The organism is Streptomyces sp. NPDC091377, assembly GCF_044757045.1.
Taxonomy (GTDB): Bacteria; Actinomycetota; Actinomycetes; order Streptomycetales; family Streptomycetaceae; genus Streptomyces.
In genome coordinates this window covers 15,429-39,876 of sequence record NZ_JBIVUE010000017.1, presented here as the reverse complement: position 1 = coordinate 39,876, position 24,448 = coordinate 15,429, and the positions used below count along the sequence as shown (strand labels likewise).

At 69.6% G+C, this 24,448-nt stretch carries 23 protein-coding genes and 1 pseudogene; 11 read left to right on the top strand and 13 right to left on the bottom strand.

Annotated features, from left to right (window positions below; all coding sequences use genetic code 11):
* The first annotated feature begins 28 nt into the window (after nt 1-28).
* Entirely contained in the window at nt 29-547 is a 519-nt protein-coding gene (locus tag ACIQNG_RS30035) for a DUF4240 domain-containing protein (RefSeq protein ID WP_401427806.1), read from the top strand.
* Here ACIQNG_RS30035 and ACIQNG_RS30030 read toward each other — a convergent pair.
* Entirely contained in the window at nt 537-1,298 is a 762-nt protein-coding gene (locus ACIQNG_RS30030; RefSeq protein WP_401489495.1) for a peptidoglycan recognition protein, read from the bottom strand. The two genes, ACIQNG_RS30035 and ACIQNG_RS30030, sit on opposite strands and share 11 nt — an antisense overlap.
* A 727-nt stretch (nt 1,299-2,025) precedes the next feature.
* Between ACIQNG_RS30030 and ACIQNG_RS30025 the strand changes: the two genes are divergently transcribed.
* Entirely contained in the window at nt 2,026-3,210 is a 1,185-nt protein-coding gene (locus ACIQNG_RS30025) for a MarP family serine protease (protein ID WP_401489344.1), read from the top strand.
* Between the two features lie 126 nt (nt 3,211-3,336).
* Here the strand turns inward: ACIQNG_RS30025 and ACIQNG_RS30020 are convergent, their stop codons facing one another.
* Nucleotides 3,337-3,822 (bottom strand): GNAT family N-acetyltransferase, encoded by a 486-nt coding sequence (locus tag ACIQNG_RS30020; protein WP_401426859.1) that lies wholly within the window; start codon nt 3,820-3,822, stop codon nt 3,337-3,339.
* 70 nt (nt 3,823-3,892) lie between these two features.
* On the opposite strand from ACIQNG_RS30020, the gene ACIQNG_RS30015 reads away from it, so the two are divergent.
* Both ACIQNG_RS30015 and ACIQNG_RS30010 read left to right on the top strand, forming a co-directional pair.
* Complete coding sequence (locus ACIQNG_RS30015) at nt 3,893-4,798, top strand: TIGR01777 family oxidoreductase (RefSeq protein ID WP_401489342.1); 906 nt, start codon at nt 3,893-3,895, stop codon at nt 4,796-4,798.
* 1,181 nt (nt 4,799-5,979) lie between these two features.
* Nucleotides 5,980-7,347, top strand: a complete 1,368-nt coding sequence (locus ACIQNG_RS30010) for an NAD(P)/FAD-dependent oxidoreductase (protein WP_401426855.1) — start codon at nt 5,980-5,982, stop codon at nt 7,345-7,347.
* Nucleotides 7,348-7,468: 121 nt separating this feature from the next.
* On the opposite strand, the gene ACIQNG_RS30005 is transcribed toward ACIQNG_RS30010, so the two are convergent.
* Complete coding sequence (locus ACIQNG_RS30005) at nt 7,469-8,905, bottom strand: regulator (RefSeq protein WP_401489340.1); 1,437 nt, start codon at nt 8,903-8,905, stop codon at nt 7,469-7,471.
* A gap of 271 nt (nt 8,906-9,176) precedes the next feature.
* Between ACIQNG_RS30005 and lipB the strand changes: the two genes are divergently transcribed.
* From lipB to ACIQNG_RS29985, 4 genes are all read left to right on the top strand, one after another.
* Nucleotides 9,177-9,977: a lipoyl(octanoyl) transferase LipB gene (gene lipB, locus ACIQNG_RS30000; protein ID WP_401489338.1), complete on the top strand. Its 801-nt coding sequence runs from the start codon at nt 9,177-9,179 to the stop codon at nt 9,975-9,977.
* Between the two features lie 250 nt (nt 9,978-10,227).
* The gene (gene lipA, locus ACIQNG_RS29995; RefSeq protein WP_401489336.1) at nt 10,228-11,193 is read left to right on the top strand and encodes a lipoyl synthase; all 966 of its coding nucleotides are present in this window, start codon (nt 10,228-10,230) and stop codon (nt 11,191-11,193) included.
* A 364-nt stretch (nt 11,194-11,557) separates the two neighbouring features.
* Nucleotides 11,558-11,758 (top strand): hypothetical protein, encoded by a 201-nt coding sequence (locus tag ACIQNG_RS29990; RefSeq protein ID WP_401426846.1) that lies wholly within the window; start codon nt 11,558-11,560, stop codon nt 11,756-11,758.
* Between the two features lie 84 nt (nt 11,759-11,842).
* Nucleotides 11,843-12,541, top strand: coding sequence for a DUF4191 domain-containing protein (locus ACIQNG_RS29985; protein ID WP_401489334.1), 699 nt, complete (start codon nt 11,843-11,845; stop codon nt 12,539-12,541).
* Between the two features lie 22 nt (nt 12,542-12,563).
* On the opposite strand, the gene ACIQNG_RS29980 is transcribed toward ACIQNG_RS29985, so the two are convergent.
* From ACIQNG_RS29980 to ACIQNG_RS29950, 7 genes and pseudogenes are all read right to left on the bottom strand, one after another.
* Complete coding sequence (locus tag ACIQNG_RS29980) at nt 12,564-14,228, bottom strand: hypothetical protein (protein WP_401489501.1); 1,665 nt, start codon at nt 14,226-14,228, stop codon at nt 12,564-12,566.
* Nucleotides 14,229-14,263: 35 nt separating this feature from the next.
* A pseudogene (locus ACIQNG_RS29975) lies at nt 14,264-14,554 on the bottom strand (recombinase family protein); the annotation flags it as partial.
* Between the two features lie 253 nt (nt 14,555-14,807).
* Nucleotides 14,808-15,206 carry a cell division protein DedD gene (locus ACIQNG_RS29970; RefSeq protein WP_401489332.1) on the bottom strand — a complete coding sequence of 133 codons (399 nt, stop codon included), beginning with the start codon at nt 15,204-15,206 and terminating at the stop codon, nt 14,808-14,810.
* 295 nt (nt 15,207-15,501) lie between these two features.
* A complete protein-coding gene (locus ACIQNG_RS29965; RefSeq protein WP_401489330.1) occupies nt 15,502-16,317 on the bottom strand; it encodes an aminoglycoside phosphotransferase in 816 nt (271 codons plus the stop codon).
* 67 nt (nt 16,318-16,384) lie between these two features.
* Nucleotides 16,385-16,525, bottom strand: coding sequence for a hypothetical protein (locus ACIQNG_RS29960; protein ID WP_401426837.1), 141 nt, complete (start codon nt 16,523-16,525; stop codon nt 16,385-16,387).
* Nucleotides 16,522-17,574 carry a radical SAM protein gene (locus tag ACIQNG_RS29955; RefSeq protein WP_401489493.1) on the bottom strand — a complete coding sequence of 351 codons (1,053 nt, stop codon included), beginning with the start codon at nt 17,572-17,574 and terminating at the stop codon, nt 16,522-16,524. Before ACIQNG_RS29955 ends, ACIQNG_RS29960 begins: the two co-directional genes overlap by 4 nt.
* A 750-nt stretch (nt 17,575-18,324) precedes the next feature.
* Nucleotides 18,325-18,579, bottom strand: coding sequence for a hypothetical protein (locus ACIQNG_RS29950; RefSeq protein WP_401489328.1), 255 nt, complete (start codon nt 18,577-18,579; stop codon nt 18,325-18,327).
* Between the two features lie 169 nt (nt 18,580-18,748).
* On the opposite strand from ACIQNG_RS29950, the gene ACIQNG_RS29945 reads away from it, so the two are divergent.
* Together ACIQNG_RS29945 and ACIQNG_RS29940 are read left to right on the top strand one after the other, a co-directional pair.
* Complete coding sequence (locus ACIQNG_RS29945; protein WP_401489491.1) at nt 18,749-19,543, top strand: helix-turn-helix domain-containing protein; 795 nt, start codon at nt 18,749-18,751, stop codon at nt 19,541-19,543.
* A complete protein-coding gene (locus ACIQNG_RS29940) occupies nt 19,527-19,736 on the top strand; it encodes a DUF397 domain-containing protein (RefSeq protein WP_401426833.1) in 210 nt (69 codons plus the stop codon). Before ACIQNG_RS29945 ends, ACIQNG_RS29940 begins: the two co-directional genes overlap by 17 nt.
* Before the next feature lie 434 nt (nt 19,737-20,170).
* Here the strand turns inward: ACIQNG_RS29940 and ACIQNG_RS29935 are convergent, their stop codons facing one another.
* The 3 genes from ACIQNG_RS29935 to ACIQNG_RS29925 all read right to left on the bottom strand — a co-directional run bounded on the left by ACIQNG_RS29935 (nt 20,171) and on the right by ACIQNG_RS29925 (nt 22,629).
* The gene (locus tag ACIQNG_RS29935) at nt 20,171-20,668 is read right to left on the bottom strand and encodes a flavin reductase family protein (protein ID WP_401426831.1); all 498 of its coding nucleotides are present in this window, start codon (nt 20,666-20,668) and stop codon (nt 20,171-20,173) included.
* 164 nt (nt 20,669-20,832) lie between these two features.
* Entirely contained in the window at nt 20,833-22,002 is a 1,170-nt protein-coding gene (locus ACIQNG_RS29930; protein ID WP_401426828.1) for an acyl-CoA dehydrogenase family protein, read from the bottom strand.
* A 156-nt stretch (nt 22,003-22,158) separates the two neighbouring features.
* Complete coding sequence (locus ACIQNG_RS29925) at nt 22,159-22,629, bottom strand: RDD family protein (protein WP_401426826.1); 471 nt, start codon at nt 22,627-22,629, stop codon at nt 22,159-22,161.
* A gap of 252 nt (nt 22,630-22,881) precedes the next feature.
* Here ACIQNG_RS29925 and glnA point away from each other — a divergent pair, with 252 nt between their 5' ends.
* Nucleotides 22,882-24,291 (top strand): type I glutamate--ammonia ligase, encoded by a 1,410-nt coding sequence (gene glnA / locus ACIQNG_RS29920; RefSeq protein ID WP_401426823.1) that lies wholly within the window; start codon nt 22,882-22,884, stop codon nt 24,289-24,291.
* Nucleotides 24,292-24,448 lie beyond the last annotated feature (157 nt).

Genomic DNA, 24,448 nt, shown 5'->3' with positions numbered 1-24,448 from the left:
GCGGCGGAAGGCCGATGCTGGTGGCGTGATGGACGAGACGGAGTTCTGGGAGCTGGTGGACGCCACCCGCGAGGCCGCCGAGGGCGACCCGGAGGAGCAGGCCGATCTGCTGGTGGAGCGGCTCACCCGGCTGGACCCAGAGGCCGTGCTCGACTTCGCGCGGCACTTCGAGGCCCGCTACAACCGCGCCTACCGCTGGGATCTGTGGGGTGCGGCCTGGGTGCTGCTGGACGGGGTCAGCGACGACGCCTTCGACTTCTTCCGGTGCTGGCTGATCGGCCAGGGCCGTGAGGTGTTCGAGGGCGCGCTGCACGACCCGGACGCGCTGGCCGAGTTGCTGGAGGACTTCGACGAGGAGATCGACGGCGACGGCGAGGAGCTGGGTTACGCGGCCGACGAGGCGTACGAGCAGCTCACCGGGACCGTCGCCCCGGACCTCGGGATCCCGCCCGCCCCGTCCGAACCGGAGGGCACGCCCGTCGACTTCGAGAACGAGCGGGTGCTGGCGGAGCGGTATCCCCAGCTGTGGGACCGCTTCAAGGGGTAGCCCTGCCTTGCAGCCGTGCCGCGGTCTGCCGGATCTGCGGGAGGTGGGCGGTGAGCGCGGCGCCGGGGCAGGTGGTCATGTAGCCGTCGTTGTGGCCGGCCAGGGCGGGGAGCAGGACGGGGGTCCCGGCGGTGTAGCGGCTGCGGCTGTTGCTGGAGACCAGCCGGACGTGGGTGCGCGGGTCGGTGTTGCCGAGGCTCAGCTTCCAGGCGGCGACGGCGGCGATCGCGTCCGTCATGGCCCGCGGCACCTCGGCGCCTGCCGTGAAGGTGCCGATGGCGGCGATACCGGCCGTGCGGTGGTTGAAGCCCTGGGTGTGGGCGCCGGTGACGGGCCGGTCGACGCCGCCCGCCCGGCCCTCGTAGATCGTGCCGCAGCGGTCCACGAGGAAGTTGTAGCCGATGTCGTCCCAGTCACGGCCGCCGGTCTGCCCGGCGGACAGGGAGCGGATGATGCGCGGGGAGTCGGCGCAGTCGTAGCCGTTGGGCGAGTCGGTGTGGTGCACGAAGACGGCGACGACCTTGTCGTCGTAGCGGGGCGCGGCCCGCGCGGGCACGGCACCCGGCCCCAGCCAGGCCGAGCGCGGCAGGATGTCCGGCCGTGGCGCGATCCGCGCGGCGGGCCGCGCCGCGACCTCCCGTACGGCCTGCCCGCCACCGTCCCGCTCCACCCCGACCGCGAACAGCGCGAGCACGGTGGCGGCGACGACCCCGGGAACACAACCGAGCACGACGACGGCGACCCGCGGCATCCGGGTGCGGGGGATGCGGGGGATGCGGGGGATGCGGGACGCCCGGAGGCTGGGCATCCGGAGGCTGGGCATCCGGAACCGGGGCATCCTGAGCCGGGGCACCCGTAGGTGGGGGACCCGTAGGTGGGGGACCCGTAGGTGGGGGACCCAGTAGCCGGAGGCCCACCAGGTCCAGGGGAGCAGCGGGGCCCACAGGGACCGGAGAGCCGAGGCGACCCGCTCGCGCGTGGACGGGGGTCGGCCGGACGGAGGTCGGTCGGCCGGGCGCCTGTCGACCGGGCGTCGGCCGGAGGAGGACCGGGCGGAGGAAGTCCGGTCGGAGGAGGACCGGCCGGACAAGGACCGGCCGGAGGAGGACCGGTCGGACGAGGGGCGGTCCGGGCGGTGTTCGGGGGTGGTCCCCGGGGTAGGGCAGGTGGGTGGGCGGCCAAGGGTGGTTCCGCTGGTGGGCGGGTCGGCGCCGGCTGCCTGCCGCGAGGGGCGCGACCATGGTGTGCGCTGGAGCGCCCGGCGCAGGGCGGCCCGTCGGAGGACACGCATGCTCCCACTGTCGGCGCGTTCCGCGGCGTCCGCGATGTGGGCTGTGCCACCCGGTGGAACCATCGCCCCGCTCCGCGACGTTTCCCGCTGTACAGACGGTGCCCGGCCGGTCCCGGACACCGCCGACCACCGGGTCCGTACCCCACGTGCCCACGCAAGCTGACGGTCCGGGAGAAGGGCGGTTTCCGTGGATCTGCTCGATATCGCGCTGCTGCTGGTGATCGTGGTCTACGCGGCGTCCGGCTACCGGCGCGGTCTGGTGGCGGGCTGTGTCTCGCTGGCCGGCTTCGTGGGCGGCGCCGCGATCGGTGTGTGGATCCTGCCCTGGGTGATGGACCTGGTGACGGCGGGTTCCACGGCGGCGACGGTCACCGCGGTGTGTACGGTCCTGTTGCCCGCGGTCCTGGGCCATGAGCTGGCCGGGCGGCTGGCGCTGAAACTGCGGCACGAGTTGGACCGGGGCCCGCTGCGGATCGCCGACGGCGTGGGCGGCGCGCTCGCCAACGCGGTCGCCGTGCTGATCGTGGCCTGGGTGGCGGCGAGTGTCCTGGCCGCCTCCTCCTCGTCCCTGCTGACCTCGGCGATCCGTGACTCCCGGCTGCTGGGCACGGTGCAGGACACGATGCCGGACACCACGCCGGCCTGGTTCTCGCGGGCCACGTCGGCGCTGACCGAGGCCGGTTTCCCCCAGGTCTTCAACCCGTTCGAGAACGAGTCGACGGCGGAGGTCGCCGAGCCCTCGGGCGACAACGTCACGGCCGCCGCGACCCGGGCCGCGCAGCGCGGCACGGTGAAGGTGGAGGGTGTCTCGGGCAACCAGGGCCGCGAGGGCAGCGGGTTCGTGTACGCGCGCGAGCGGGTGATGACCAACGCCCATGTGGTGGCGGGCATCGACGAGCCGACCGTACGGGTCGGCGGGGTGGGGCGGGCGTATCCGGCCCGGGTGGTGCTGTTCGACCCGGAGAAGGACGTGGCCGTGCTGTATGTCCCGGAGCTGACCGCGCCGGTGCTGTCCTTCGACGGCGAGGCGTCGCGCGGGGACGCGGCGGTGGTGGCGGGCTATCCGCAGGACGGCGGCCTGGACCTCCAGGCGGCGACGGTGGCCAACCGGGTGGAGGCCCGCGGGCAGAACATCTACAGCGACGCCTCCGTCACCCGCGAGATCTACTCGATCCGCTCCACGGTCCGCCCCGGCAACTCCGGCGGGCCCCTGCTCACCACCGACGGCAGGGTCTACGGCATGGTGTTCGCCCGCTCCACCTCCGACCCGGAGACGGGGTACGTGCTGACGGCCGACGAGGTCGCGGACGACGCCGAGCGCGCGAGAGCGGCGACGGGGTCCGTGGACACGGGGCCGCTGGTGACGACGTAGCACCCCCTCCCGTTCCGGGAAGGCCGGCGGGCGGGACGGCCAGGGCCGCCGTGCGGACAGCCTGGCTGTGGGGACGGTGCTGCTCGGCCGGGCCCCGCGACTCCGGGATGATCCGAACGGGAGGCGCTAGAGGGCGCGGCCCATCATGACGTCGTCCGCGTAGGTGCCGTCCAGGCAGAACTCCTCCGGCTGGACGCCCTCGATCACGAACCCCTCGGACTCGTAGAGCTTGCGGGCGGCCGTGTTGTGGCCGAGGACGCGCAGGGTGATCCGGCGGGCGCCCCGGGCGCGGGCCTCCTCGACGGCGGCCCGCACCAGCGCCCGGCCGACGCCGCTTCCGCGCGCTTCCTCGCTGACGGCGAGGCCGCGGATCTGCCGGACATGGCTGTTGGAGGGGAGTTCGGTGGGGAAGCCGATCCGTACGTAGCCCACGATCCGTCCGTCGAGTTCGGCGACGAAGTGGTCCAGCGGGCCGCTGCGCTTGCCGAAGAAGGGCGCGTCCTCGTCCGGGCGCGGCGAGACCGCGTGCTGGTAGGACCAGGTGTCCCGGTCGAGCCGGATCAGCGCCGGCTCGTCCTCGGGTACGGCGTGACGTATGCGGGGTTCGGGCATGCGGGTCACTGTACGACGGGCGCGCGCACCCGGCCCGGGAATTTTCCGGGGCACCGGTGACAATGGGCGTATGGCAGCTTCGGGACGTTCGAGGATCGTGGTGGCCGGTGCTTCCGGGCTGATCGGGGGCGCGCTGACGGGCTCGCTGACCGCCGACGGGCACGAGGTGATCCGGCTCGTGCGGCGTGAGCCTCGGGGGGCGGACGAGGTCCGCTGGGACCCGGAGGCGGGCCGGGTGGACGCGGCGGCCCTTGCCGGGTGTGACGCGGTGGTCAATCTCGCGGGCGCGGGCATCGGCGACCGGCGCTGGACCCCCGCGTACAAGGAGGTGCTGTGGCGCAGCCGGGTCGGCGGCACGAGCGCGCTGGCGGAGGCGATCGCCGGGATGGACGAGCCGCCGCGGGTCTTCGTCAACGGCAGCGCGATGGGTGTCTACGGCACCACGGGCGACCGCGCGGTGGACGAGAGCGCGCCCGCCGGGAGCGGGTTCCTGCCCGAGCTGGCGGTGGCCTGGGAGGGCGCGGCGCAACCGGCGATCGCGGCGGGGGTGCGTACGGTGTTCCCCCGCACCGGGCTGGTGGTCTCGCGCCGGGGCGGGGCGTGGGCGCGGCTGTTCCCGCTCTTCGCGGCGGGGCTCGGCGGGCGGCTGGGGGACGGCCGGCAGTACTGGTCGTTCATCGCGCTGCACGACGAGGTCGCCGCGATCCGGCATCTGATGGACCGTGACGATCTGTCCGGCCCGTTCAACCTCACCGCGCCGGAGCCGCTGACGAACCGTGAGATCACCGCCGCGATGGGCCGGGTGCTGCACCGCCCGACCGTCCTGCCGGTACCGGCACCCGTACTGCGGGCGGTGCTGGGCGAGATGGCAGCCGATGTGCTCGACAGCCAGCGGGTCGTCCCCCGCCGACTCCTGGAGTCGGGCTTCACCTTCGCGTTCCCCGGCATCGAGGACGCGATCCGAGCGGCACGCTGACGGACGCGGGGGCGCGCGGGTGCACTTGGCGGTGCGCGGGCGGGGCAGCGGCGCACGGACAGGGCAGCGGCACCCCCGGCGACAGCGCCACGCTGACGACGTGGCTGCGCGCCGACGGGGTTCCGGCGCGCTGACCGGCGTGGCGGCACGCTAGGCGACGTATCAGCGGCGGAAGGGACAACGCCGGGCCGACCGGCGTACCAGCGCGCTGACGGGCATGGCGGCGCGTGGACGGAGCGGCGCACCCACAGGTGTGGCGGGGCTCGGCGTCCGTACCGCGCCGATCAGCGAGCCCGCGCACTGGCGGTCGTGGCGACCCACCCGGCGACGCAACGGTGGCGGGTGGGTGACAGCGGCATGCTGACCGGCGCACCAGCGCGCGCACGGACAGAAAGCGCGGCGCACGCACAGGCGTGTCGGCGCGCCTGACGCCAGGGCCGCGCTACCGGCGTGGCGGCACGCTGACGGACATGGCGGCGCGTGGACGGGCATGGCGGCGCGCTGACGGGCATGGCGGCGCGTGGACGGAGCGGCGCACCTACAGGCGAGGCGGGGCTCGGCGTCCGTGCCGCGCCGATCAGCGAGCCCCCGCACTGACCCGGCGTGGCGGCGCGCTCGGCGACCTGCTGGCGGCCGGAGGGACAACGCCGGGCCGACCGGGCGGACATGGCAGCACGCGGACAGACAGAGCGGCGCACCCACACGCATGGCAGCGCGCTCGGCGACAGCACCGCGCCGATCAGCCAGCCCGCGCGCTGGCGGTCGTGGCGACCCACCCGCACGCTCGGCGACGTACCGGCGGCCGGGGGCAGCGCCGCGCCAACCGGCGGGCCGCCACGCCGACCGGCGAGCCCGCGCGCTGGCCGGCGTACGGCGCGCTGGCCGACGTACCGGCGACCTACCGGCGCGCCTCCCGACCCACCGGCGGCGGGAGGGACAGCGCGCCGTGGCGACCCGCGTACCGGCGCGTCGGCGGGCGTGGCTGTGCGCTCGGTGGTCCGACGGTGGCGGGGTGGGGGAACGGGCCGGTGACCGTGCCACCGTCGTGCGTCCATGCCCCTGTGCGTGCGCGACTCGCCCGGGGCGATGGCCTGCCTACGCTCGATTCTCGACTCGGGTATTCCCGGCGGCCGTCGGGGGCAGGAGGTCTCCACCGGCCGGTCGACGTCGAGGAGGCGCACGTGCCGCAGCCCGCGTATGAGGCGGATGTCGTCGTGGTGGGAGCCGGAATCGCCGGGCTCTCCGCCGCGCACCGGCTGACCAGCGCAGGAGTGAGGACCGCCGTCCTGGAGGCCGCTCCCTGCGTGGGTGGCCGGATGGCGACGGAGAAGGTCGACGGCTTCCGGCTCGACCGGATCGGCCGGCTGCTGTCCACCGCCTTCCCGGAACTCCGGCTCAGCCCCGGTCTGGACGGCCTGGTGCTGCGGCCGTTTGCTCCGGGGGTGCTGCTCCACAGCGACGGACGGCTCCACCGCGCGGGCACCCCGGTCGGCGCAGGGAGCGCGAGGGGCGCACTTCACGCGGTACGCGCCCTGGCGAGCGCCCCTCGGCCGCAGCCGCTGCCCGGGGCACTGCTCCCCGGGGCGCTCCCGCGTGCCCTGCCGGTGCCGCGCCCTCTGGGCACCGCCGTCGATCACGCCCGGCTGCGCGCCGCCCTCGCCCGGCTCGCCGCCACCCCCGTGGAGCGGCTGCTGGCCCGTCCCGAGGCGCCCGCCGCCCAGGCGCTGGCCGCGCGGGGCCTGCCGGCCCGGACCGTCGACGGCTTCGTACGCCCCCTGCTGGCCGCCCTGTTGTGCGACCCGGAGCTGACCACGTCCAGCAGGTGCGCGGACCTGGCGCTGCGGGCGTACGCGTCCGGGCGGCTGTGTCTGCCGGAGGGCGGCGCCGAGGTGCTGCCCGAACTGCTCGCCCGCGCGCTGCCGCCGGGCACCCTGCACACCGGGGTACGGGCCACCTCCGTCTCCACGACCTCCGTGACCACCGCCGAGCACGGTGAGTTCCGGTGCCGGGCGGTGCTGCTGGCCACGGACGCGCGCGGCGCCGCCGAACTGCTGCCCGGGCTGCGGGTGCCCGACTTCCATCCGGTGACGGTCGTCCACCACACCACCGACGACCCGCCGCGCACCGCCGACGCGCTGGTGCTGGACGCCGACCGGGGCGGGCCGGTGGCGCACACGGCGGTGGTCAGCGCGGTGGATCCGAGCCGGGCCCCGCAGGGACGCGCGCTGATCTCCTCGACGGTCCTCGGGCCGCCCCCGCCCGATCTCGACACCGCGGTACGCATGCATCTGGCACGGCTCTACGGGGTCTCCACCCGGCGTTGGGAGACCCTCGCCGTGCGGCACACGGCGGACGCGGTGCCGGCGATGCGACCGCCGCACGATCTGCGACGGCCGGTGCGGTTGATGGCGGGGCTGTATGTCTGCGGGGACCACCGGGACACCAGCACGGTGCAGGGTGCGCTGCATTCGGGGCGGCGGGCCTCGGCGGCGATCCTCGCGGAGTTGGGGGCGACGGCGGGAGGTCTGGAGGAGGTCCGCGCCGCGTAGGGGTGCGTAGAGGTGCGTAGAGGTGCGTAGAGGTGCGCATCGTGGGTCCGCGTCGTGGGTCCGCGTCGTCCCACAGAGGTCGGCCCACGCGGGTCGTCCCACGGCGGTCGTCCCACAGGGGTCATCCCACGGGGGTCACCTTCTCGCGGTAGGTGCGGACGGGGTGGGTGTCCTTGTACGGCTCCAGCCTGCGTTCAAAGTCCTTGACGTACTCCAGGGCGCGGACCGAGCGCATCTCCGCCGCCTGGCCCGCCGCCTCGGCGGCGAGCTGGCATGCCTGGTCGAGTTCGCCGAGGGCGAGGCGCGCGGTGGCCAGGACGACGCGGCAGAAGAGGCGGCTGCGGGCGTAGCCGGGGGCACGGAGCTGGAGGGAGCGCTCGGCGTGCTGGGCGGCGGCGCGGAACTGCTGGAGGTCGCGGTAGGAGTGGCCGAACTCGTCGGCGAGCTGTGCCTCGTCGAAGAAGCGGGCCCAGTGCGGGGCCTCGTCCCCGGGCCGGGCGGCCTCCAGGGCGCGCTCGGCGCGGACCAGGGACGCGGTGCAGGCCCGGGCCTCGCCCAGCACCCCGTGACCGCGCGCCTCGGCGGCGTGCAGCAGCGCCTGCACCATCGGCGGGGCCGTGCCGCCGAACCCCTGCTGGGCCACCCGCGCGAGCTGGACGGCCTCCCGTCCGTGTCCGAGGTAGACGGCCTGCCGGCTCATGGTGATCAGCACGTACGAGCCGTACGCCCGGTCGCCCGCCGCCTGCGCGAGCCGCAGCGCCTGGACGAAGTAGCGCTGGGCGAGGCCGTGCGCGGCGATGTCGTACGACGTCCAGCCCGCGAGCCGGGTCAGATCGGCGGCGGCGCCGAACAGTCTGCGGCCGGTCTGCTCGCCGTAGACCCCGCGCAGCATCGGCTCGCACTCGTGCTCCAGGTAGCGCACGAGGGCCTGGCGGGCGTGGCCGCCGCCGTACATGTTGTCGAGGGCGCGGAAGAGGTCGCTGACCGAGCGCAGAGCGGCGATGTCACCGCCGGAGACCCGGTGGCGGGGGGCGCGGTCGTGGCCACGCTGCTTGGGCACGCCGGGCCGGATCTGCGCGGGCACCCGCACGGGCTGCTGCTCGGAGCGGCCCACCCGCTCGTCGGGCTTGCCGATCAGCCAGTCCCGGCTGGGCACCACGAGGCCCGCCGCGGTGAAGGCGATCTTGCGCAGTTCGGCGTGGCTGCCGGAGTCCTTGCGCCAGAGCCCGCCGACGATGTCGACGGCTTCCTCGGGGCTGCCGGCGAACTCCAGACCGGCGTAGACCGGTGCGCAGGCGTCGAGGCCGAGGTCCTGGGCGGTGAGCCGGCGGCCGAGGCGGCGGGTGAAGACCTCGGCGATGAGCGCGGGGGTGGTGCCGCGCGGCTGCTGGCCGCGGAGCCAGCGGGTGACGGAGGTCTTGTCGTATCTCAGGTCGAGGCCGTGTTCGAGCCCGAGCTGGTCGACGCGACGGGCGAGACCCGCGTTGGAGAACCCCGCTTCTGCGATGAGCGCGGCGAGCTGACGGTTGGGGGTGCGCTGCGCGGGTCGATCCGTCATCTGCGGTGCGATCTCCTGCCTTCCGGGCCGAAGGGCCCGGATTGCCTGTGAGCAGCCCTTATGGCCTGGTGAACGGCGCGAATGTAGCGGAGGGTAGCCGGGCGATCGCACATTTCCGCGTGCTTTCATCCGATCGTGTGAGGATTGCCTCAAGGGCTGACGCGCGGGGGGCGGACGTACAGTGGCGTGAGCGCATGACGTGCCTGACACCTGTGGCGTCACGGCCGCTGCGCGGGCCCGGGACAGGGATCGCCGATGGGAGGCGCTTGCCGTGAGTGAACTGCGGTTCGTCCGCATGGGATTCGGCGCGGACGCCGTCGTATACCAGGAGGCGTGGGACGAGCAGCGCCGGGTGCACGCGGCCCGGTTCGCCGACGAGATCCCGGACACCGTCCTGCTCCTGGAGCACCCGCCCGTCTACACCGCCGGTCGGCGTACCCAGGAGAGCGAGCGTCCGCTGGACGGCACCCCGGTCATCGACGTGGACCGCGGCGGCAAGATCACCTGGCACGGCCCGGGTCAGCTCGTCGGCTACCCGATCCAGAAGCTGCCCCGCCCGGTGGACGTCGTCGCCCATGTCCGCCGCCTGGAGGAGGCCCTGATCCGGGCCTGCGCGGAGTACGGCCTCACGACCACGCGCATCGAGGGCCGCAGCGGCGTCTGGGTCCTCGGCGACCCGGTCGAGCAGCGCCCGGCGCTCGGCGGTCTCTCCCTGGACTTCGACCCGCGGCTGACGGACGACGAGTTCGACCCCCGGCTCAACGGCCCGGAGTACGCCCCCTCCAACGCGGGCCAGCGCCGCGAGGACCGCAAGATCGCCGCCATCGGCATCCGGGTCGCCAAGGGCGTCACCATGCACGGCTTCGCGCTCAATGTGAACCCGGACAACCAGTGGTTCGACCGCATCATCCCGTGCGGCATCCGGGACGCGGGCGTCGCGTCCCTGGCGAGCGAACTGGGCCGGGACGTCACGGTCGAGGAGGTGCTCCCGGTCGTCGAGCGGCACCTGCGGGACGTCCTGGAGCACGCCGAGCCGAGGCCCAGGGAGATCGAGAACACACCCGCCGCCTGAGCCACCGGAACGGGCACGGAACGAGCACGGGCCAGGCCCGGACCGAGCAGGGAACAGACAGGGGACAGGCAGGGGACAGGCAGGGAACAGGCGCCTCATCAGGCGCTTGAGCAGGCACTGGAGCAAGCGCTGGAGCAGGCGTCGGGGCGGTCCGCCGGAACAAACGCGGCCCGGCGGGCGTTTCAGCCGACAATTTCACCGGGCGTACCCTGAAAAGTCGCCGAAAGAATCAATCGCTAGGGAGCCGGTCGTGTCCGCAGTCGCACCCGACGGACGCAAGATGCTGCGCCTGGAGGTCCGCAACAGCCAGACCCCCATCGAGCGCAAGCCCGAGTGGATCAAGACCCGGGCGAAAATGGGCCCCGAGTACACGAAGATGCAGAACCTGGTCAAAAGCGAGGGCCTGCACACCGTCTGCCAGGAAGCCGGCTGTCCGAACATCTACGAGTGCTGGGAGGACCGCGAGGCGACCTTCCTCATCGGCGGCGACCAGTGCACGCGCCGCTGCGACTTCTGCCAGATCGACACCGGCAAGCCCGAGGCCCTCGACCGTGACGAGCCCCGCCGTGTCGGCGAGTCCGTGGTCACCATGGACCTGAACTACGCCACCATCACCGGCGTCGCCCGCGACGACCTGGAGGACGGCGGCGCCTGGCTCTACGCGGAGACCGTGCGCCAGATCCACGCCCAGACCGCGGAGCGCGAGGCCGGCCGGACCAAGGTCGAACTGCTCGCCCCCGACTTCAACGCGGTCCCGGAGCAGCTCGCGGAGGTCTTCTCCGCCCGCCCCGAGGTCTTCGCCCACAACGTCGAGACGGTGCCGCGGATCTTCAAGCGCATCCGCCCCGGCTTCCGCTACGACCGCTCCCTGAAGGTCATCACGGCCGCCCGTGACGACGGTCTGGTCACCAAGTCCAACCTGATCCTCGGCATGGGCGAGACCCGCGAGGAGGTCAGCGACGCGCTGCGCCAGCTCCACGAGGCCGGCTGCGAACTGGTCACCATCACCCAGTACCTGCGCCCGTCGGTGCGCCACCACCCGGTGGCGCGCTGGGTCAAGCCGCACGAGTTCGTGGAGCTGAAGGAGGAGGCCGAGCAGATCGGCTTCTCCGGGGTGATGTCCGGACCGCTGGTGCGCTCCTCGTACCGGGCCGGGCGTCTGTACCAGATGGCGGTGGAGAAGCGGGGCGCGTTCAACGCGGCGCAAGCCGTCTGAGCGTCACGCGGAGTTCGGCTGACGCCGTCCCACCCGAGCGCCGGTCCCGGTGTGCCACCCCGGTCCCGGTGCGTCACGCCGGTCCCGGTGCGTCACGCCGGTCCCGGTGCGTCACCGGGTGCGTGTGAATTCCCGCACAAGCGGCTACCTGCCGGTAGAGGCAGCGGCGGGCGCGGCCCTGACCGTCCTCCCAGATGAGGGCGTACGTCAGGGCCGCGTCAGCGTTCGGGGCCGCCGCATCAAGGTTTCATCGCTGTTTGACCGGTCGGTCACGCCCTGGTAACACCAAAGCGTGATGCTGGTTTCACAGCACGTACACCCGTTCCGGAGCCGTCTCCGGAGACACCCTGGGGGGTCCTCGACCATGCAGGCCGCGCCTGTTCGCGCCACGGCGATTCCGTCCTTCACCGGTGCCCTGCGCGCCGTCGAGTCGCTGCTCATGGGCGGCGGTCAGCGCACCGCCCGCCGCAACGCCTGGACCTCCGTCCTGGAGGACCGCCGCCGGGCCAAGGACCGGGTCGAGACGGAGCGGGTGATCGAGCGGACCTTCACCGCGCGCACCTGACGCACCGCACGCCCCCGACGTCCGTACGCTTCCGTGACCGCACCGCCGTCGAAGGCGGGCCGGGAGACACGTAGACTTCGTGGCATGGCGAGGAAGGAACCCGCGGCGGACGCCGCGAACCCCGGGCGACTGAAGCAGATCGCTCTGACCTACAAGATGACCCGCAGGGCCGACAAGAAGATCGGTCTTGTACTCGCGGCAGTCGGAATTGTCACCTTCGGTGCCTTCCTCGCGATCGGTTTCTTGATCGGTCACCCCATCTATCTCGGCATCCTGGGCTTCCTGCTCGCCTTCCTCGCGACGGCGATCGTGTTCGGGCGCCGGGCCGAGCGGGCCGCCTTCGGGCAGATGGAGGGCAAGCCGGGCGCCGCCGCGGCCGTGCTGGACAACATCGGCCGGGGCTGGTCCACCACCCCGGCGGTGGCGATGAACCGCAGCCAGGACGTGGTGCACCGCGCGGTCGGCAAGGCCGGCATCGTGCTGGTCGCCGAGGGCAACCCGAACCGGGTCAAGACCCTGCTGGCCGCCGAGAAGCGGAAGATGAACCGGGTCGTCGCGGACGTACCGGTGCACGATCTGATCGTGGGCGACGGCGAGGGCCTGGTCGAGCTGAAGAAGCTGCGCACCACCATGCTGAAGCTGCCGCGGGTGCTGAGCGGTCCGCAGGTGACCTCCACCACCGACCGGCTGCGTGCCATGGGCGACCTGATGAGCAACATGCCGTTGCCAAAGGGTCCGATGCGCGGGCATGGCCTTCCTGGCCGCCCGCCTCGCGGTCGGTAGTCGCGGCAAGGACGACCCCAGGTCACACCTTGCCTGTCATCTCCATCTTGGGAAGCTGGTGACGGGGTGCCACAGGTGCCCCGTCACAGTGCTTCATGGCCTCCATGACTCGCTCCCAGCGCCCTTGCTTGCTCCACCGCTTCCAATGACCGATCAGGCCCTTAGAACCGGTCTCAGCCTCCAGGACGGGCCAAGACACTCCGGTCAGCGCCTTTTTGAGGAAGACCTCAAGAACAGTCCTCGGGGCTACGCCGCCCGCCTGGCGAGGCAAGAGCCCCCCGTCAGGGAAACCCTCAGCTTCAACGATCTCTTGCCAGACTTCCTCAGACAGAGTCGGCACCCACCGGTCATGCTCCCGGAACCAATCGCCGATCGGGCAGGCCACTCCGCGCCGCATGGGGGGCGGGTTCTCCAAGACCTTCACCTTGATGTCGAGCAGCGCAAGCCACTCTGCTTGCTGGTCTTTGGTGAACTTCTCCAGGCGTCCACGGGCTGACTGAGCGAGCGCGTGTAGGTCCTTCGCCCGCTGATCGGCTCCCTCAGCCTCCGACTGCCACAGCTCGACATCAGCCCTCTCACTCTGAAGCTGCTCAAGCTCCGAGTAGAAGGGCAGAAGCTTCCTTTCCACAGCAGCCTCAGCAGCCTTCCCAGTGAGGCCCTGCCGGGTCACCTGCTTCGCAGTGACACCCGTCACGAGGTCGATGGTGTCGTTCTGCTCGGCAATCTTCTGGTCCAGGGACGCAAGACGAGTGGAGTAGTCAACCTGCTGCTTAGCGGCTTCACCAACCCATTCGTCGGCCAGGGCCAACAGCCGATCACGGTTACCAAGCAGCGCGCAGACATTGCCCCACGCCCACTTTTCAACGCCTTCAGCCCAGACCTGCGAGCAGGAACACCCCCCAGCACCGGCGTACTCCGGCTGCTTGCCGCTACACACGTAGTGGGAAGTCTCGCTCTCCACCGGGGTGGAGCCTACGTAGTGCTTGCCGCAAGGGCTCATCAGCACCCCAGACATCGGGTAGACCCGAGTGTTGACGGGATACGTATAGGTGCGAGCGGGCTTGGTAGCCCGGAACTCCGCCACCTCATCCGGAGTGAACATGGGCGGCAGAGCCATCGTGATCGACTCGCCCCAGACCGGATTACCGTCCGGACCGATCTGTGCGCCGTTCTTCTCGTTGCGGAAGATGAACTGAGCGTTGAGAAGGTTTTCGTCCGTGAGGCGCCCGCGGATGTTGGGGCCAGCCCACGGCGTACCTGAGCGAGTGAAGAACCCCTCTGCGTTCAGATGCAGAGCGACCCTTTCCCAGTTCTTCTTAACTCGAATGGCGACACGACGAGCGAAGCGGAGAACGTCAGCCTCATGTACGGCCTCGCAGGGGTCAGTGCGGGTACATGCCTCTCCCCCGTCGCAGACGTCAAGCACAAGCTCTTGCTGGCCCTTGATCCCCTTGTTCGCAATGCGGTAGCCGTACCGGGCCTGCCCGCCGGGGAAGCCCCCCAGCTCCGCCTTCTCCTGGATACCGCCCTGAGTGCGCTGCCGGATCCTGGCAAGCTCCTTGAAAGCCTCGTTCGCCTTGTCGCGCATGCGCGACTCACCCTCTTCGGTGGTGTTGTCAATGTCCTCATCGACAATCGCCACGAAGATTCCGAGATCCTGAAGCTTCCAGACCCATTCCCAGAACACACGATTCTGTCGGCCGATGCTCGGGTCTCGTAGACGCAGACCAGATCGAAAGGACGCGGTTCCTGTACCGCGAGTTCCATGATCTTGGTTGCGCCCTCACGCTCCTCCCAAGGAAGGGTGCCCGACTCGGCTTCGTCTTTGAAGGTGTCGACGTGATCCCACTGCTTACGAGCGATGTGGGCAGCAGTCCGCCTGCCCGTGTAGGCGATGCCGTAACCCTTTGTCTGGTCTTCAGTAGATACGCGCAGATAGTCGACCGCACGGAGACGCTTGCCGGCGATGGTCCGAGCTGCAATGTCGATTGCAGGCGTGACAGACTTACCCATGTCAGTCCTCCAGTGACTGGCAAGGACCCCCCCGGACTGGTTACCAGGCCCTCCGGGGGGGTCCACTCATGTGGATCGCCTGATCATACGTCAAGTCCTCCACCGTGGGGAGAACAAGAGTTCGAGCATGCGGCGGTGGGCCTCCAGGGAGCCCACGCCTTCGGCGGCAACCCACGTCACGGTGCTGCCTTGTGAGTCGGTCTCAGAGATGGGGAGCGGGACGGGGGTTGCGTCTTCAAGATCGCTCACGGCTTCATCCCCCAGTCCAGAACCTTGGCTCGTAACCGGTCTGGGTACGCCGCACCCCCCGCCTGACCCCCGCAGACTGAAGGTGTGGATGGCATCGACAACAGGGGGCACGAGTCACGTAGAACGTGCCCCCTCGCAGGTCTTCACGACGGGCGTGAATCATCAGGTTCTCTTCGGCATGAATGCTGATGCAGTTGCCGTAGTCCGAACCCGCCGACATCTGGTCGTAGGTCAAGCGTCCGCGCGGGCATCTGCCCTTCAAGCACCCGTCCTTGCCCGGAACCGTGCCGCTGTATCCAACGGCACAGACGTTCCGAAGTTGGTCCATCAGGATCGCACCAACCTGGCTCCTGGTGCAGTCACCCCGAGTGGAGACAGCATCGGCGATGCCGAGAGCCCACATGTCCCAAGAGGGGCGATCAGTAGGCGTCGTAGTTCTCTCCGTCGTGTACGGGTTTGAAGGCTTCACAAGCTCACAAGCGCTAATCACCCTGAGCACACTTCGAGTCCCCTGCTGGACCCTTCCGCCGGCACCGCGGACTCTTGGGGCCCCTCAGAGGGCTCGTAATGCTGCATCAGATGGGGTGAGGTAACAACAACATTGTTCCTCGGGTCACACTTCGGGGCTCTGCTGTCCCGTTCTGTGTCAGAGGACGCGTACGTAATCTATGGAGCCGGTTGGTATACCCCGGCTCCGGTCACCTCTTGGTGAGCCTCTGCCTGTACTCAGACCACTCCTGGGAAGCCTGCACCAGTCGAGAGGTCCAGAAATCTGGTTCTTCCCACCCGATCTCCTTCCACATTCGAGCATTGGCCAGGGAGAAGGCTTCCAGGGCCTTCGGAGAGGCCGTTTCCCATGTTGGGATTCTCTCGGCCCAGCTCTCTGCCTGCTCCGGTGTGTGTTTTCCGGCAGCCATGAGCCAAATTACCCAGTATCCGGCGTCAAGCCAGGGTGCTCCTCGTGTAGCCCAGGCCCAATCGACCATATAGGCGTAATTTCCCTCGATGAGAACATTCTCGTTGTTCAGATCGGTGTGGAGGAGGGTATTTCCCTGGAATAGAGCTGCCTGAGAAGCATCATCAACAAAGCTGCTCAGCCTTTGGCCTGCTTCCCGAAGCTGGATTGAGGGGCTTTCGACCTCTCCGAGCCTCGTAAGCAGTTCCACCATAGGGAGAAGGTCCCTGGATTCCGGGCTGTAGTCCGCATGGTGCCCAGTGATGAGGTCGAACCCAAGGAGATCCCAGCCGCTTCCCTTAACCCGCCATTCCAGTTCCGGGGAAATGCCCTTGAGGAAGGGGTTCACTTCGGCTTCGCGCTGCTGTGTCCAGGCCCATTTGTGGTCGGAGCGAAGGCCCTTCACATGCACGCCGCCGGCATCGCAGTGCAGCCGGGCCGCCACTTGGCTGTTGAGACCCGAGGACACAGGGTCGACACGGTGAATCCGTCCTGTGTGCGACTCGATGGCCGTAAGGACGGCAGAGGGCAGCTCTTCAAAGGTGGTACGAGACGCCATGGGGTCACTCTCTCATCAACGCGACGCGGGCCCCGCCGAAGCGGGGCCCGTGCCTGGAACGTGCTGGTCAGTCGGCGTACGGGTTGTCATCCCCGCAACCGGGGATGATCCCCTCGTTCAGGTCCTCAACGTCGTCCACCAGGACGACGCCGGACGGCTCGGGCTTCGTCTCCGGGCGTCGGGCGATCTCGACAGCCACAGGGCTCATGCTGTTGCCTCCTCGAATCCGTGCTGACAGTAGTTCTGTAGTGGTGCCTCCGCTTGCTGGTAGAGCTTGGCGAGGGGCCTGCACACCCGGCATGAGCCGGATAGCTTGCACCCGCTACACCCACCAGTGCGAAGCATCTGAGCATCTGCGATGAGCGGCAGATCCCTCAGACCACCAACCCCGGTACTCATGAGGTTGATGGGGTTTTCGCGTCCGACCTTGCACATAGTTGCGCTGCCGAACGGGTCCAGGTGGTAGAAGGTGTGTCCGGCGGGGCAGCCCCGGAACACCTCTTCTCGGCTGATGTACTCGGTGACCTGGAAGGCGAGTGGGCCTTTATCTCCCTCGTAGGACGGAGAGATGTTGGCGAATACCTTGTGCGGAATGTCAAGGCTGTCCGCCAGGGCCTTCATGTCATCGACTTCATGGGCGTTGTGCTCGGTCACGATGAGGGACAGCTCAAGAGGCAGCTCGGCGGCCCTTGCCGCCTTCAAGCCTCGGATCACTCGTTGGTACGCCCCGCGGGTCTTCGTCAGGTTCTCGAAGGTCTCAGGCGTAGCTCCGTACAAGGAGACCGTGATCTTGTGCGGTGGCAGCTCGGTGAGGGTTTCGAGGGTGGGCCTGTGGTCGAGCCGAGATCCGTTCGTCAGGATCTCCAGCATCATCCCCATGCCGTACGCCGTGCGGTACGACTCGATGAAGTCTGGATCGATGGTCGGTTCACCGCCCGTGAACTGGAACCAGAGAACACCGGTGTCCCGGACCATCTCCAGGAGCGCGGTCTTCTTCTCCATGGGGAGTCCAGCGAAAGGGCGCTGCCAGACCACACACATGTCACAGGCGAAGTTGCAACCCCTGTTGATCTCCCAGGTAGCGCGGCTGTAGTTGAGGGCCGTCTCAGGGCGAACCAGGACGCTGCTCGACGCGGGTGCGTTGCCCAGACGCACCCCCCAGGACTTCTCTGCGGCCTCGGAGAACCACGAGGGCGGAGGCCCGCCGGCACTCACGGCCTCGCGCACGTCCTCGTACTTGTCGCGGGGAAGCCGCATCCCTCCTCGGGCGCCGGGGCGTACCGCTACGAACGTTTTTTGCTGAGGGCTCACGATCACCTGATGCATGACTTTCTCCGCCAACATGCGACTTCACGAGTCCCCTCACCCGGGCTCGAACCGGGAACCTCTGTGGACGTGGCCGTTCGACTAAAAGCGACACACCACAGCGCTCTACCTCTTGAGCTACGAGGGGCTAGGACTCCCCTCACCAGGTGCGGTTTTGCGGACTGCGGTACCTGGTGAGGGGAGGGGGGCCCTGCCCTGCCAGGGCCTCAACGAGGACGGGGGAGCCTTCGCGGACTCATCCGGCAGGGCAGGAGTTCAGGGGGTGGTGATGCCTAGGACCCACTCCTCAGGGAATGGAGCCCCCTGGGTGAGTAGAAGATCCAGACCCCGGAAGCTCCTAGCGAACCCTGTCGCATAGATCTCCCAGTCTTTGGCATCCATTTCTTCTGTCGAAGTCGGGTCCTTCAACTCACCGCACATAGCGCGCAGATTGATGTACTGCTCTTTCACCAGGTCGGCGCCCGTTGGGGTGTTGAGCGGGTTGTCACTCTCCTCGTTCCCTTTTTCATCCGCCCGGCCACCATTGCAAGAGTGCGATCAGGTATGTCACCACCGAACCAGCGACAAGCAGGCAGAGAACCGCTCCCCAGAAAGGGCCATCGCTGGTGAAGCGCCACGTCCTTAACCGCCGTGGCGTCGGCTGCTCATGTGCGACCTTCGACGGCCACTGGCGTACGGCGGTCACGGTGTGGCACTCCTACGGTTTTCGTGAGCCACCCTCGCGCGGATCGCCTCTTCCTGGGTGGCCTGCCGGAAACTCTCCGTGGGCCACTCGATCCCCCCGCCGACCGGTCGCAGCCACGTGACGCCGAGTTCCTTGCCCATGTACTCGCCGGGCTTGTTGCTGTGGTTGTCAATGACGATCTCGTGAAGGGCAGGCTTCCAGCGCTCGACGGGTGCTGCGGCCTGGGTCTGCTCCTGGGCTGTTTCAGGCATAGGGGAAGTACCTCTCTCAGGGGTGGGGGTTCGCCCTGTGTACTCCCAGCGTCACAGCCAGCGTCGTACGATCTCCACTGGTTCATGTCCCAACTTCGAAGATGGAACATGGGGGTTGCACGTGGCAGCGCCGTCGAAGCCGCTCACACCGGACCGCTCAGCCCGACACATGTTCGGTGCCAAGATGCGGGAGCACCGCGGGCGTGCTGGCATGAGCCTTGACGCTCTGTCAGGCGTCGTGAAGATTTCCAAGGCTCACCTTTCCCGCATCGAGCGCGCAGAGTCGCCCGTGCCTCCAGAGCTGCCGGCCATGCTGGATGCCGCCTTTGGGACTGAGAGCGTCTTCACGGATCTGTATGCGCTGGCTCGCAAGGAGGTCCACCCCGACAAGTTCCGGCGACGCATGGAACTTGAGGCCCGAGCTGTCGTGATCAAGGAGTACTCACCTCAGATCGTCCCGGGCTTGATCCAGACAAAGCGGTACGCAAGGGCTCAGTTCGAGGTTCACAACCCCAAGGCCACCGAGCATGAGATTGACGATCTCGTCATCGGTCGAATGACCCGACAGGACTTACTCATTGGGGACCCCGGGCCGGACTATGCCGTCATCCTGGACGAGGCAGTACTACGACGGTCGTACGGTGGCTCAGACATCATGCGAGAGCAACTAGCCAGGCTGCTTGATCTCGCACTCACGCCCAGCACATACGTACAGGTCTTGCCCTTCACTCACGGTGGGCACGCGCTTGCAGGCGGTTCCCTCTCCCTCTGGACGCTTGATGACGGGGCTCTCGTAGCCTATGAAGAGGCGATTACCACTGGGACACTGGTAGAGGAAAACGCTGAGGTCCAAACCCGGATGCGGGCCTACGATCTGCTCAGCGCCTCAGCGCTATCCCCCGTCGAGTCGGCGGACATGATCCGGTCCGTTATGGAGGCACTTCCAGATGAGCACCACCCCTGACCTCACCGGCGTTCGGTGGGTCAAGTCTCGCCGTAGCGGCAACGGAGGGGGGAACTGCCTTGAGTGGGCTCCCGACGTGGCTGCCGCAACTGGTGTGGTCCCTGTTCGGGACTCCAAGAACCCTGAGGGCCCCACGCTGGCCTTCCCCGTTGGGGGGTGGAGCGCCTTCGTTCAGCACCTCCTCGCATCGTGACCCCGTAGACTCACACCCGAGAACCCCGGTCGGTGTCCCTGACCGGGGTTCTCGTCTTGCCATAGACGTCAAGCATGCATGCTCTCCGCCCCACCCCTCCAACGGCGAAGAGGCCCCCTCCAGACGGAGGGGGCTTTTATTCTCGCAGGTCAGGACGTTGCAGACAGAGTGAACGGATAGGCCACGCGGGAGAACTGGACCGAAGGGTCCGATGCCCAATGGCATGAAGCTGCCGAAGGGCGGCGGACAGCCCCGCACCCGCTGAACCGGGCCCGTTCAAGCCGACGTCCGTTCACCGGTCGGCATCCGTGGACCGGCGTCCGTTCAGACCGACGTTCGTGGACCTGCATCCGTTCAGACCTGCATCCGTTCAGACCGGCATCCGTTCAGACCGGCATCCGTTCAGACCGGCATCCGTTCAGACCGGCATCCGTTCAGGCCAGCGTTCTGAACGACCGGTCGTAGTACACCATCGGCGACCCCTCGCCCAGCCGCACTCCCGTCACCCGGCCGATCAGGACCATGTGGTCCCCGGCCGGGTGTCGTGCGTGGATGGCGCAGTCCAGCTCGGACAGCGCCCGGTCGACCGTCGGCAGCCCGTCGGGGCTGAGCCCCAGCCCGCCGCCGGAGAACTTGTCGGCGCCCCTGGTCGCGAAGCGCATGGCGAGCGGGCCGTGCAGCGGGGACAGCACACTCACCGCGAAGTGCCGGCAGCGCGCGAAGGACGCCGCGGACTCGGCCGAGTTCGCCAGACACACCAGCACCATGGGCGGGGTCAGCGACACCGAGCAGAACGAGCTGGCGGTGAATCCGCGGGGGGTGCCGTCGGGGCAGCGCGTGGTGACCACCACGACACCCGACGGGAACCGGGCCATCGCGGCCCGGAACGTCTCGCCGGTCACACCGGCCTCGGCTATATCCTGCTCCGTCATGACGGACGCACCACCTGTCGGGCCTCGCCGGCGAGTCGAGTCACTGTCCGTGTTCACTGGGGTCCGAGGGCGTCACCGGCATCCAGCTCGACTATGCCGCCGCGGACAGGGGGCAGCAACCGGACCGCTCTCCCCTTCGGCCGGGCCCGGCTCGTCCGCGCAGGTCAGCGCCGCTGCTGCCGCTCGGGCCCGCCCTCGGCCAAGGCCCACGCCCCGTACGCCGCGCCCGTCGTCTCGAAGGACAGCGCCACATGCGAGGCGGCGCTGTTCACATCCCGCCAGAACCGCTGGACGGGGTCGGTGACGGACTGGCCCGAGGTGCCGCTGGCCCGGTAGACCCGGTCGACGGCGGAGACCAGCAGGTCCACGGCGAGCGCGAGGTCGCGCGGGCCGCGTACCGCCGCCTCGGCCTCCGGCAGCGTCTCGGTGCCGTCGGCGAAGGCGGCCGTGCGGTGGATGAGCAGCTCGGCGGCGTCGATCTCGGCGGCCGAGCGGGCGAGGACGACCTGGGTGGCGGGCTGCTCGGCGACGGACCGGCCGCGCCGGTCGACCCGGGGGACGGTCCGCGCGGTCCAGCCGCGCAGGGCGCCCCGGGCGGCGCCGATCAGCGGGACCGCGAAGGGCAGGGCGTTGACGGCGTACATCGGGACGATGTGGCAGCGGGCGTCGGAGGCGGGCGCCCGGCCCTCGTGGACATCGGAGCGGGCCAGGGTGCGGTGCTCGGGCACGTAGACCCCGGACAGGGTCAGGGTGTCGCTGCCGGTGCCGCGCATGCCGACGGGGTTCCAGCTGTCGACGATCGTGAGGTCGCCGCGCGGCACCGCGAAGTAGCGGACCGGGGGCCGGCCGCCGTCGGCCGGTCCCTCGTCGGGGACGGGCGCGCAGGCCAGGGCCCAGTCGGCGAAGTGGATACCGCTGATGTACTTCCACTCACCGTCGAGCGTCCAGCCGCCGGAGACCCGCTCGGCGGTGCCGGAGGGCATCAGGGCGGCGGCCAGCAGGGCGTCGGGCCCGTCGGCCCAGAGTTCGGACTGTCCCTTCTCGGGCAGGAAGGCGGCGTAGCGCCCGGCGTACGCGGCCAGCGAGGCCGCCCAGGCCGCCGACGTGCATCCCTCGCCGACGACGCTGACGGCCGACGTCAGCTCTCCGAAGGCGCCGGCCTCACCCCCGTAGGCGGCCGGGACGAAGTGCCGGGCGAACCCGGCCTCCCGTAGGGCGTCCACCACCGGGAGCGAGAGCCGCCGCGCGTCCTCCGCCTCGTCCGCGTGACGGGCCGCGACCTCGGCGACCCGGGCCGCCTTGTGCACGATCGTCGTTGGGCCGTCGTACGACACCTGTCCACCACCTTCACGCCGGATGGCGGAAGTGTCACCAACGGGAGCCGCCCCGGAGCGGACCCGGGCCGCGACCGGCCCGCCGGTCACCCGACCGGCGTCAGGCCCGGGACGGGCGGCGGGACCACCGAGAGGGCCCGGGGCGGGCCCCGGATCTCAGATACGGACCTCGATGGTGCGGGCCACCCGGTCGTGGAGGCCGCGGCCGTCCCGGTCCCAGACGAGGGCGGGGATGGCAAGGCAGAGCAGGAGGGTGCGCAGGACAGCGCGCCCTGGCTGGACGGTCTTGGTGTCCAGGGCGATCACCCGGAGTCCGAGCAGCCGCTTGCCGGGCGTGGAGCCGATGGTGGCGACGGTGAGCACCCCGAGGACGAAGAAGATCAGCAGGGTCCAGTTGCTCGTGGCGGGCTGCTGGTAGCCGTCCGTGATCAAGCTGTATGCGATCAAGAAGCAGAGGGCCCAGTCCACGAGGAGCGCGGCGAGCCGGCGGCCGGGACGGGCCAGCGAGCCCGGTCCCTGCTCGGGCAGGCCGAGCTGCTCCCCGCGGTAGCCGAAGTCGGCCCCGGCGTCCTCCAGGGCAGCGCGCGGGCCGGAGAGCCATGATCCGATTGCTTGCCTCTTGTCCACCCGACCACGGTACTGCCCGCCGCGGCGGGCACGGTACGGCGGGGGGCAGGGTGCCGGGAGGGGATACGGCACGGGGCCCCGGCGCTACGGTGGAAGGGAGTGCGTCCGGCAGCCCCGGTTAACTTCTGTGAAACAAATGGGTCACGCCCGAGAAATCACCTCTCCCTAGGGTCGAGGTCCGCGTGTGTCACGGCACTGGCCGCACGAACGAACTACCACCCCGGCGGTAGGCCCGGGAGCAGGAGGAGCTGGATGTTCCAGAACGCCGATGAGGCCAAGAAGTTCATCGCGGACGCGGAGGTCAAGTTCATCGACGTCCGCTTCTGCGACCTCCCGGGCGTCATGCAGCACTTCACGGTGCCTGTCGATGCGTTCGACCCGGACGAGGAGCTGGCGTTCGACGGTTCCTCGATCCGTGGCTTCCAGGCCATCCACGAGTCGGACATGGCGCTGCGCGCGGACCTGTCGACCGCCCGGGTCGACCCGTTCCGCCGGGACAAGACGCTCAACGTCAACTTCTTCATCCACGACCCGATCACCGGCGAGCAGTACAGCCGTGACCCGCGCAACGTGGCGAAGAAGGCGGAGGCGTACCTGGCGTCGACGGGCATCGCCGACACCGCGTACTTCGGTCCGGAGGCGGAGTTCTACGTCTTCGACAGCGTGCGCTTCTCGACCAGCGCGAACGAGTCCTTCTACCACATCGACTCCGAGGCCGGCGCCTGGAACACGGGCGCGGTGGAGGACAACCGGGGTTACAAGGTCCGCTACAAGGGCGGCTACTTCCCGGTCCCGCCGGTCGACCACTTCGCCGACCTGCGCGCGGAGATCTCCCTGGAGCTGGACCGGGCCGGGCTGAAGGTGGAGCGCCAGCACCACGAGGTGGGCACCGCCGGTCAGGCGGAGATCAACTACAAGTTCAACACGCTGCTGGCCGCGGCCGACGACCTCCAGCTCTTCAAGTACATCGTGAAGAACGTGGCCTGGCGCAACGGCAAGACCGCGACCTTCATGCCGAAGCCGATCTTCGGTGACAACGGCTCGGGCATGCATGTCCACCAGTCGCTGTGGAGCAACGGCGACCCGCTGTTCTACGACGAGGCCGGTTACGCGGGCCTGTCGGACACCGCCCGCTACTACATCGGCGGCATCCTCAAGCACGCCCCGTCGCTGCTGGCGTTCACCAACCCGACGGTGAACTCGTACCACCGCCTGGTCCCGGGCTTCGAGGCGCCGGTCAACCTGGTCTACTCGCAGCGCAACCGCTCGGCCGCCATGCGGATCCCGATCACCGGCTCCAACCCGAAGGCCAAGCGCGTCGAGTTCCGCGCCCCGGACTCCTCCGGCAACCCGTACCTGGCCTTCTCCGCCCTGCTGATGGCGGGCCTCGACGGCGTCAAGAACAAGATCGAGCCGGCCGAGCCGATCGACAAGGACCTCTACGAGCTGGCCCCCGAGGAGCACGCGAACGTCTCCCAGGTCCCGACCTCCCTCCCGGCGGTCCTGGACTCCCTGGAGGCCGACCACGAGTTCCTCCTCGCCGGTGACGTCTTCACGTCCGACCTGATCGAGACCTGGATCGACTTCAAGCGCACCAACGAGATCGCCCCGCTCCAGCTCCGCCCGCACCCTCACGAGTTCGAGCTGTATTTCGACGTGTGATCCACGGCGGCCGTGACCGGCCGCTGACGCAGGTGTGATGCGCCCGTGCCCCATCGTCGTGTCGGACGGTGGGGCACGGGCGTATGTTCTATTCCAGGGCTCTGGTGATGGAGCCCACTGGACTGGGACACGGGGGTGGACCGGAAATGGCGGAGCC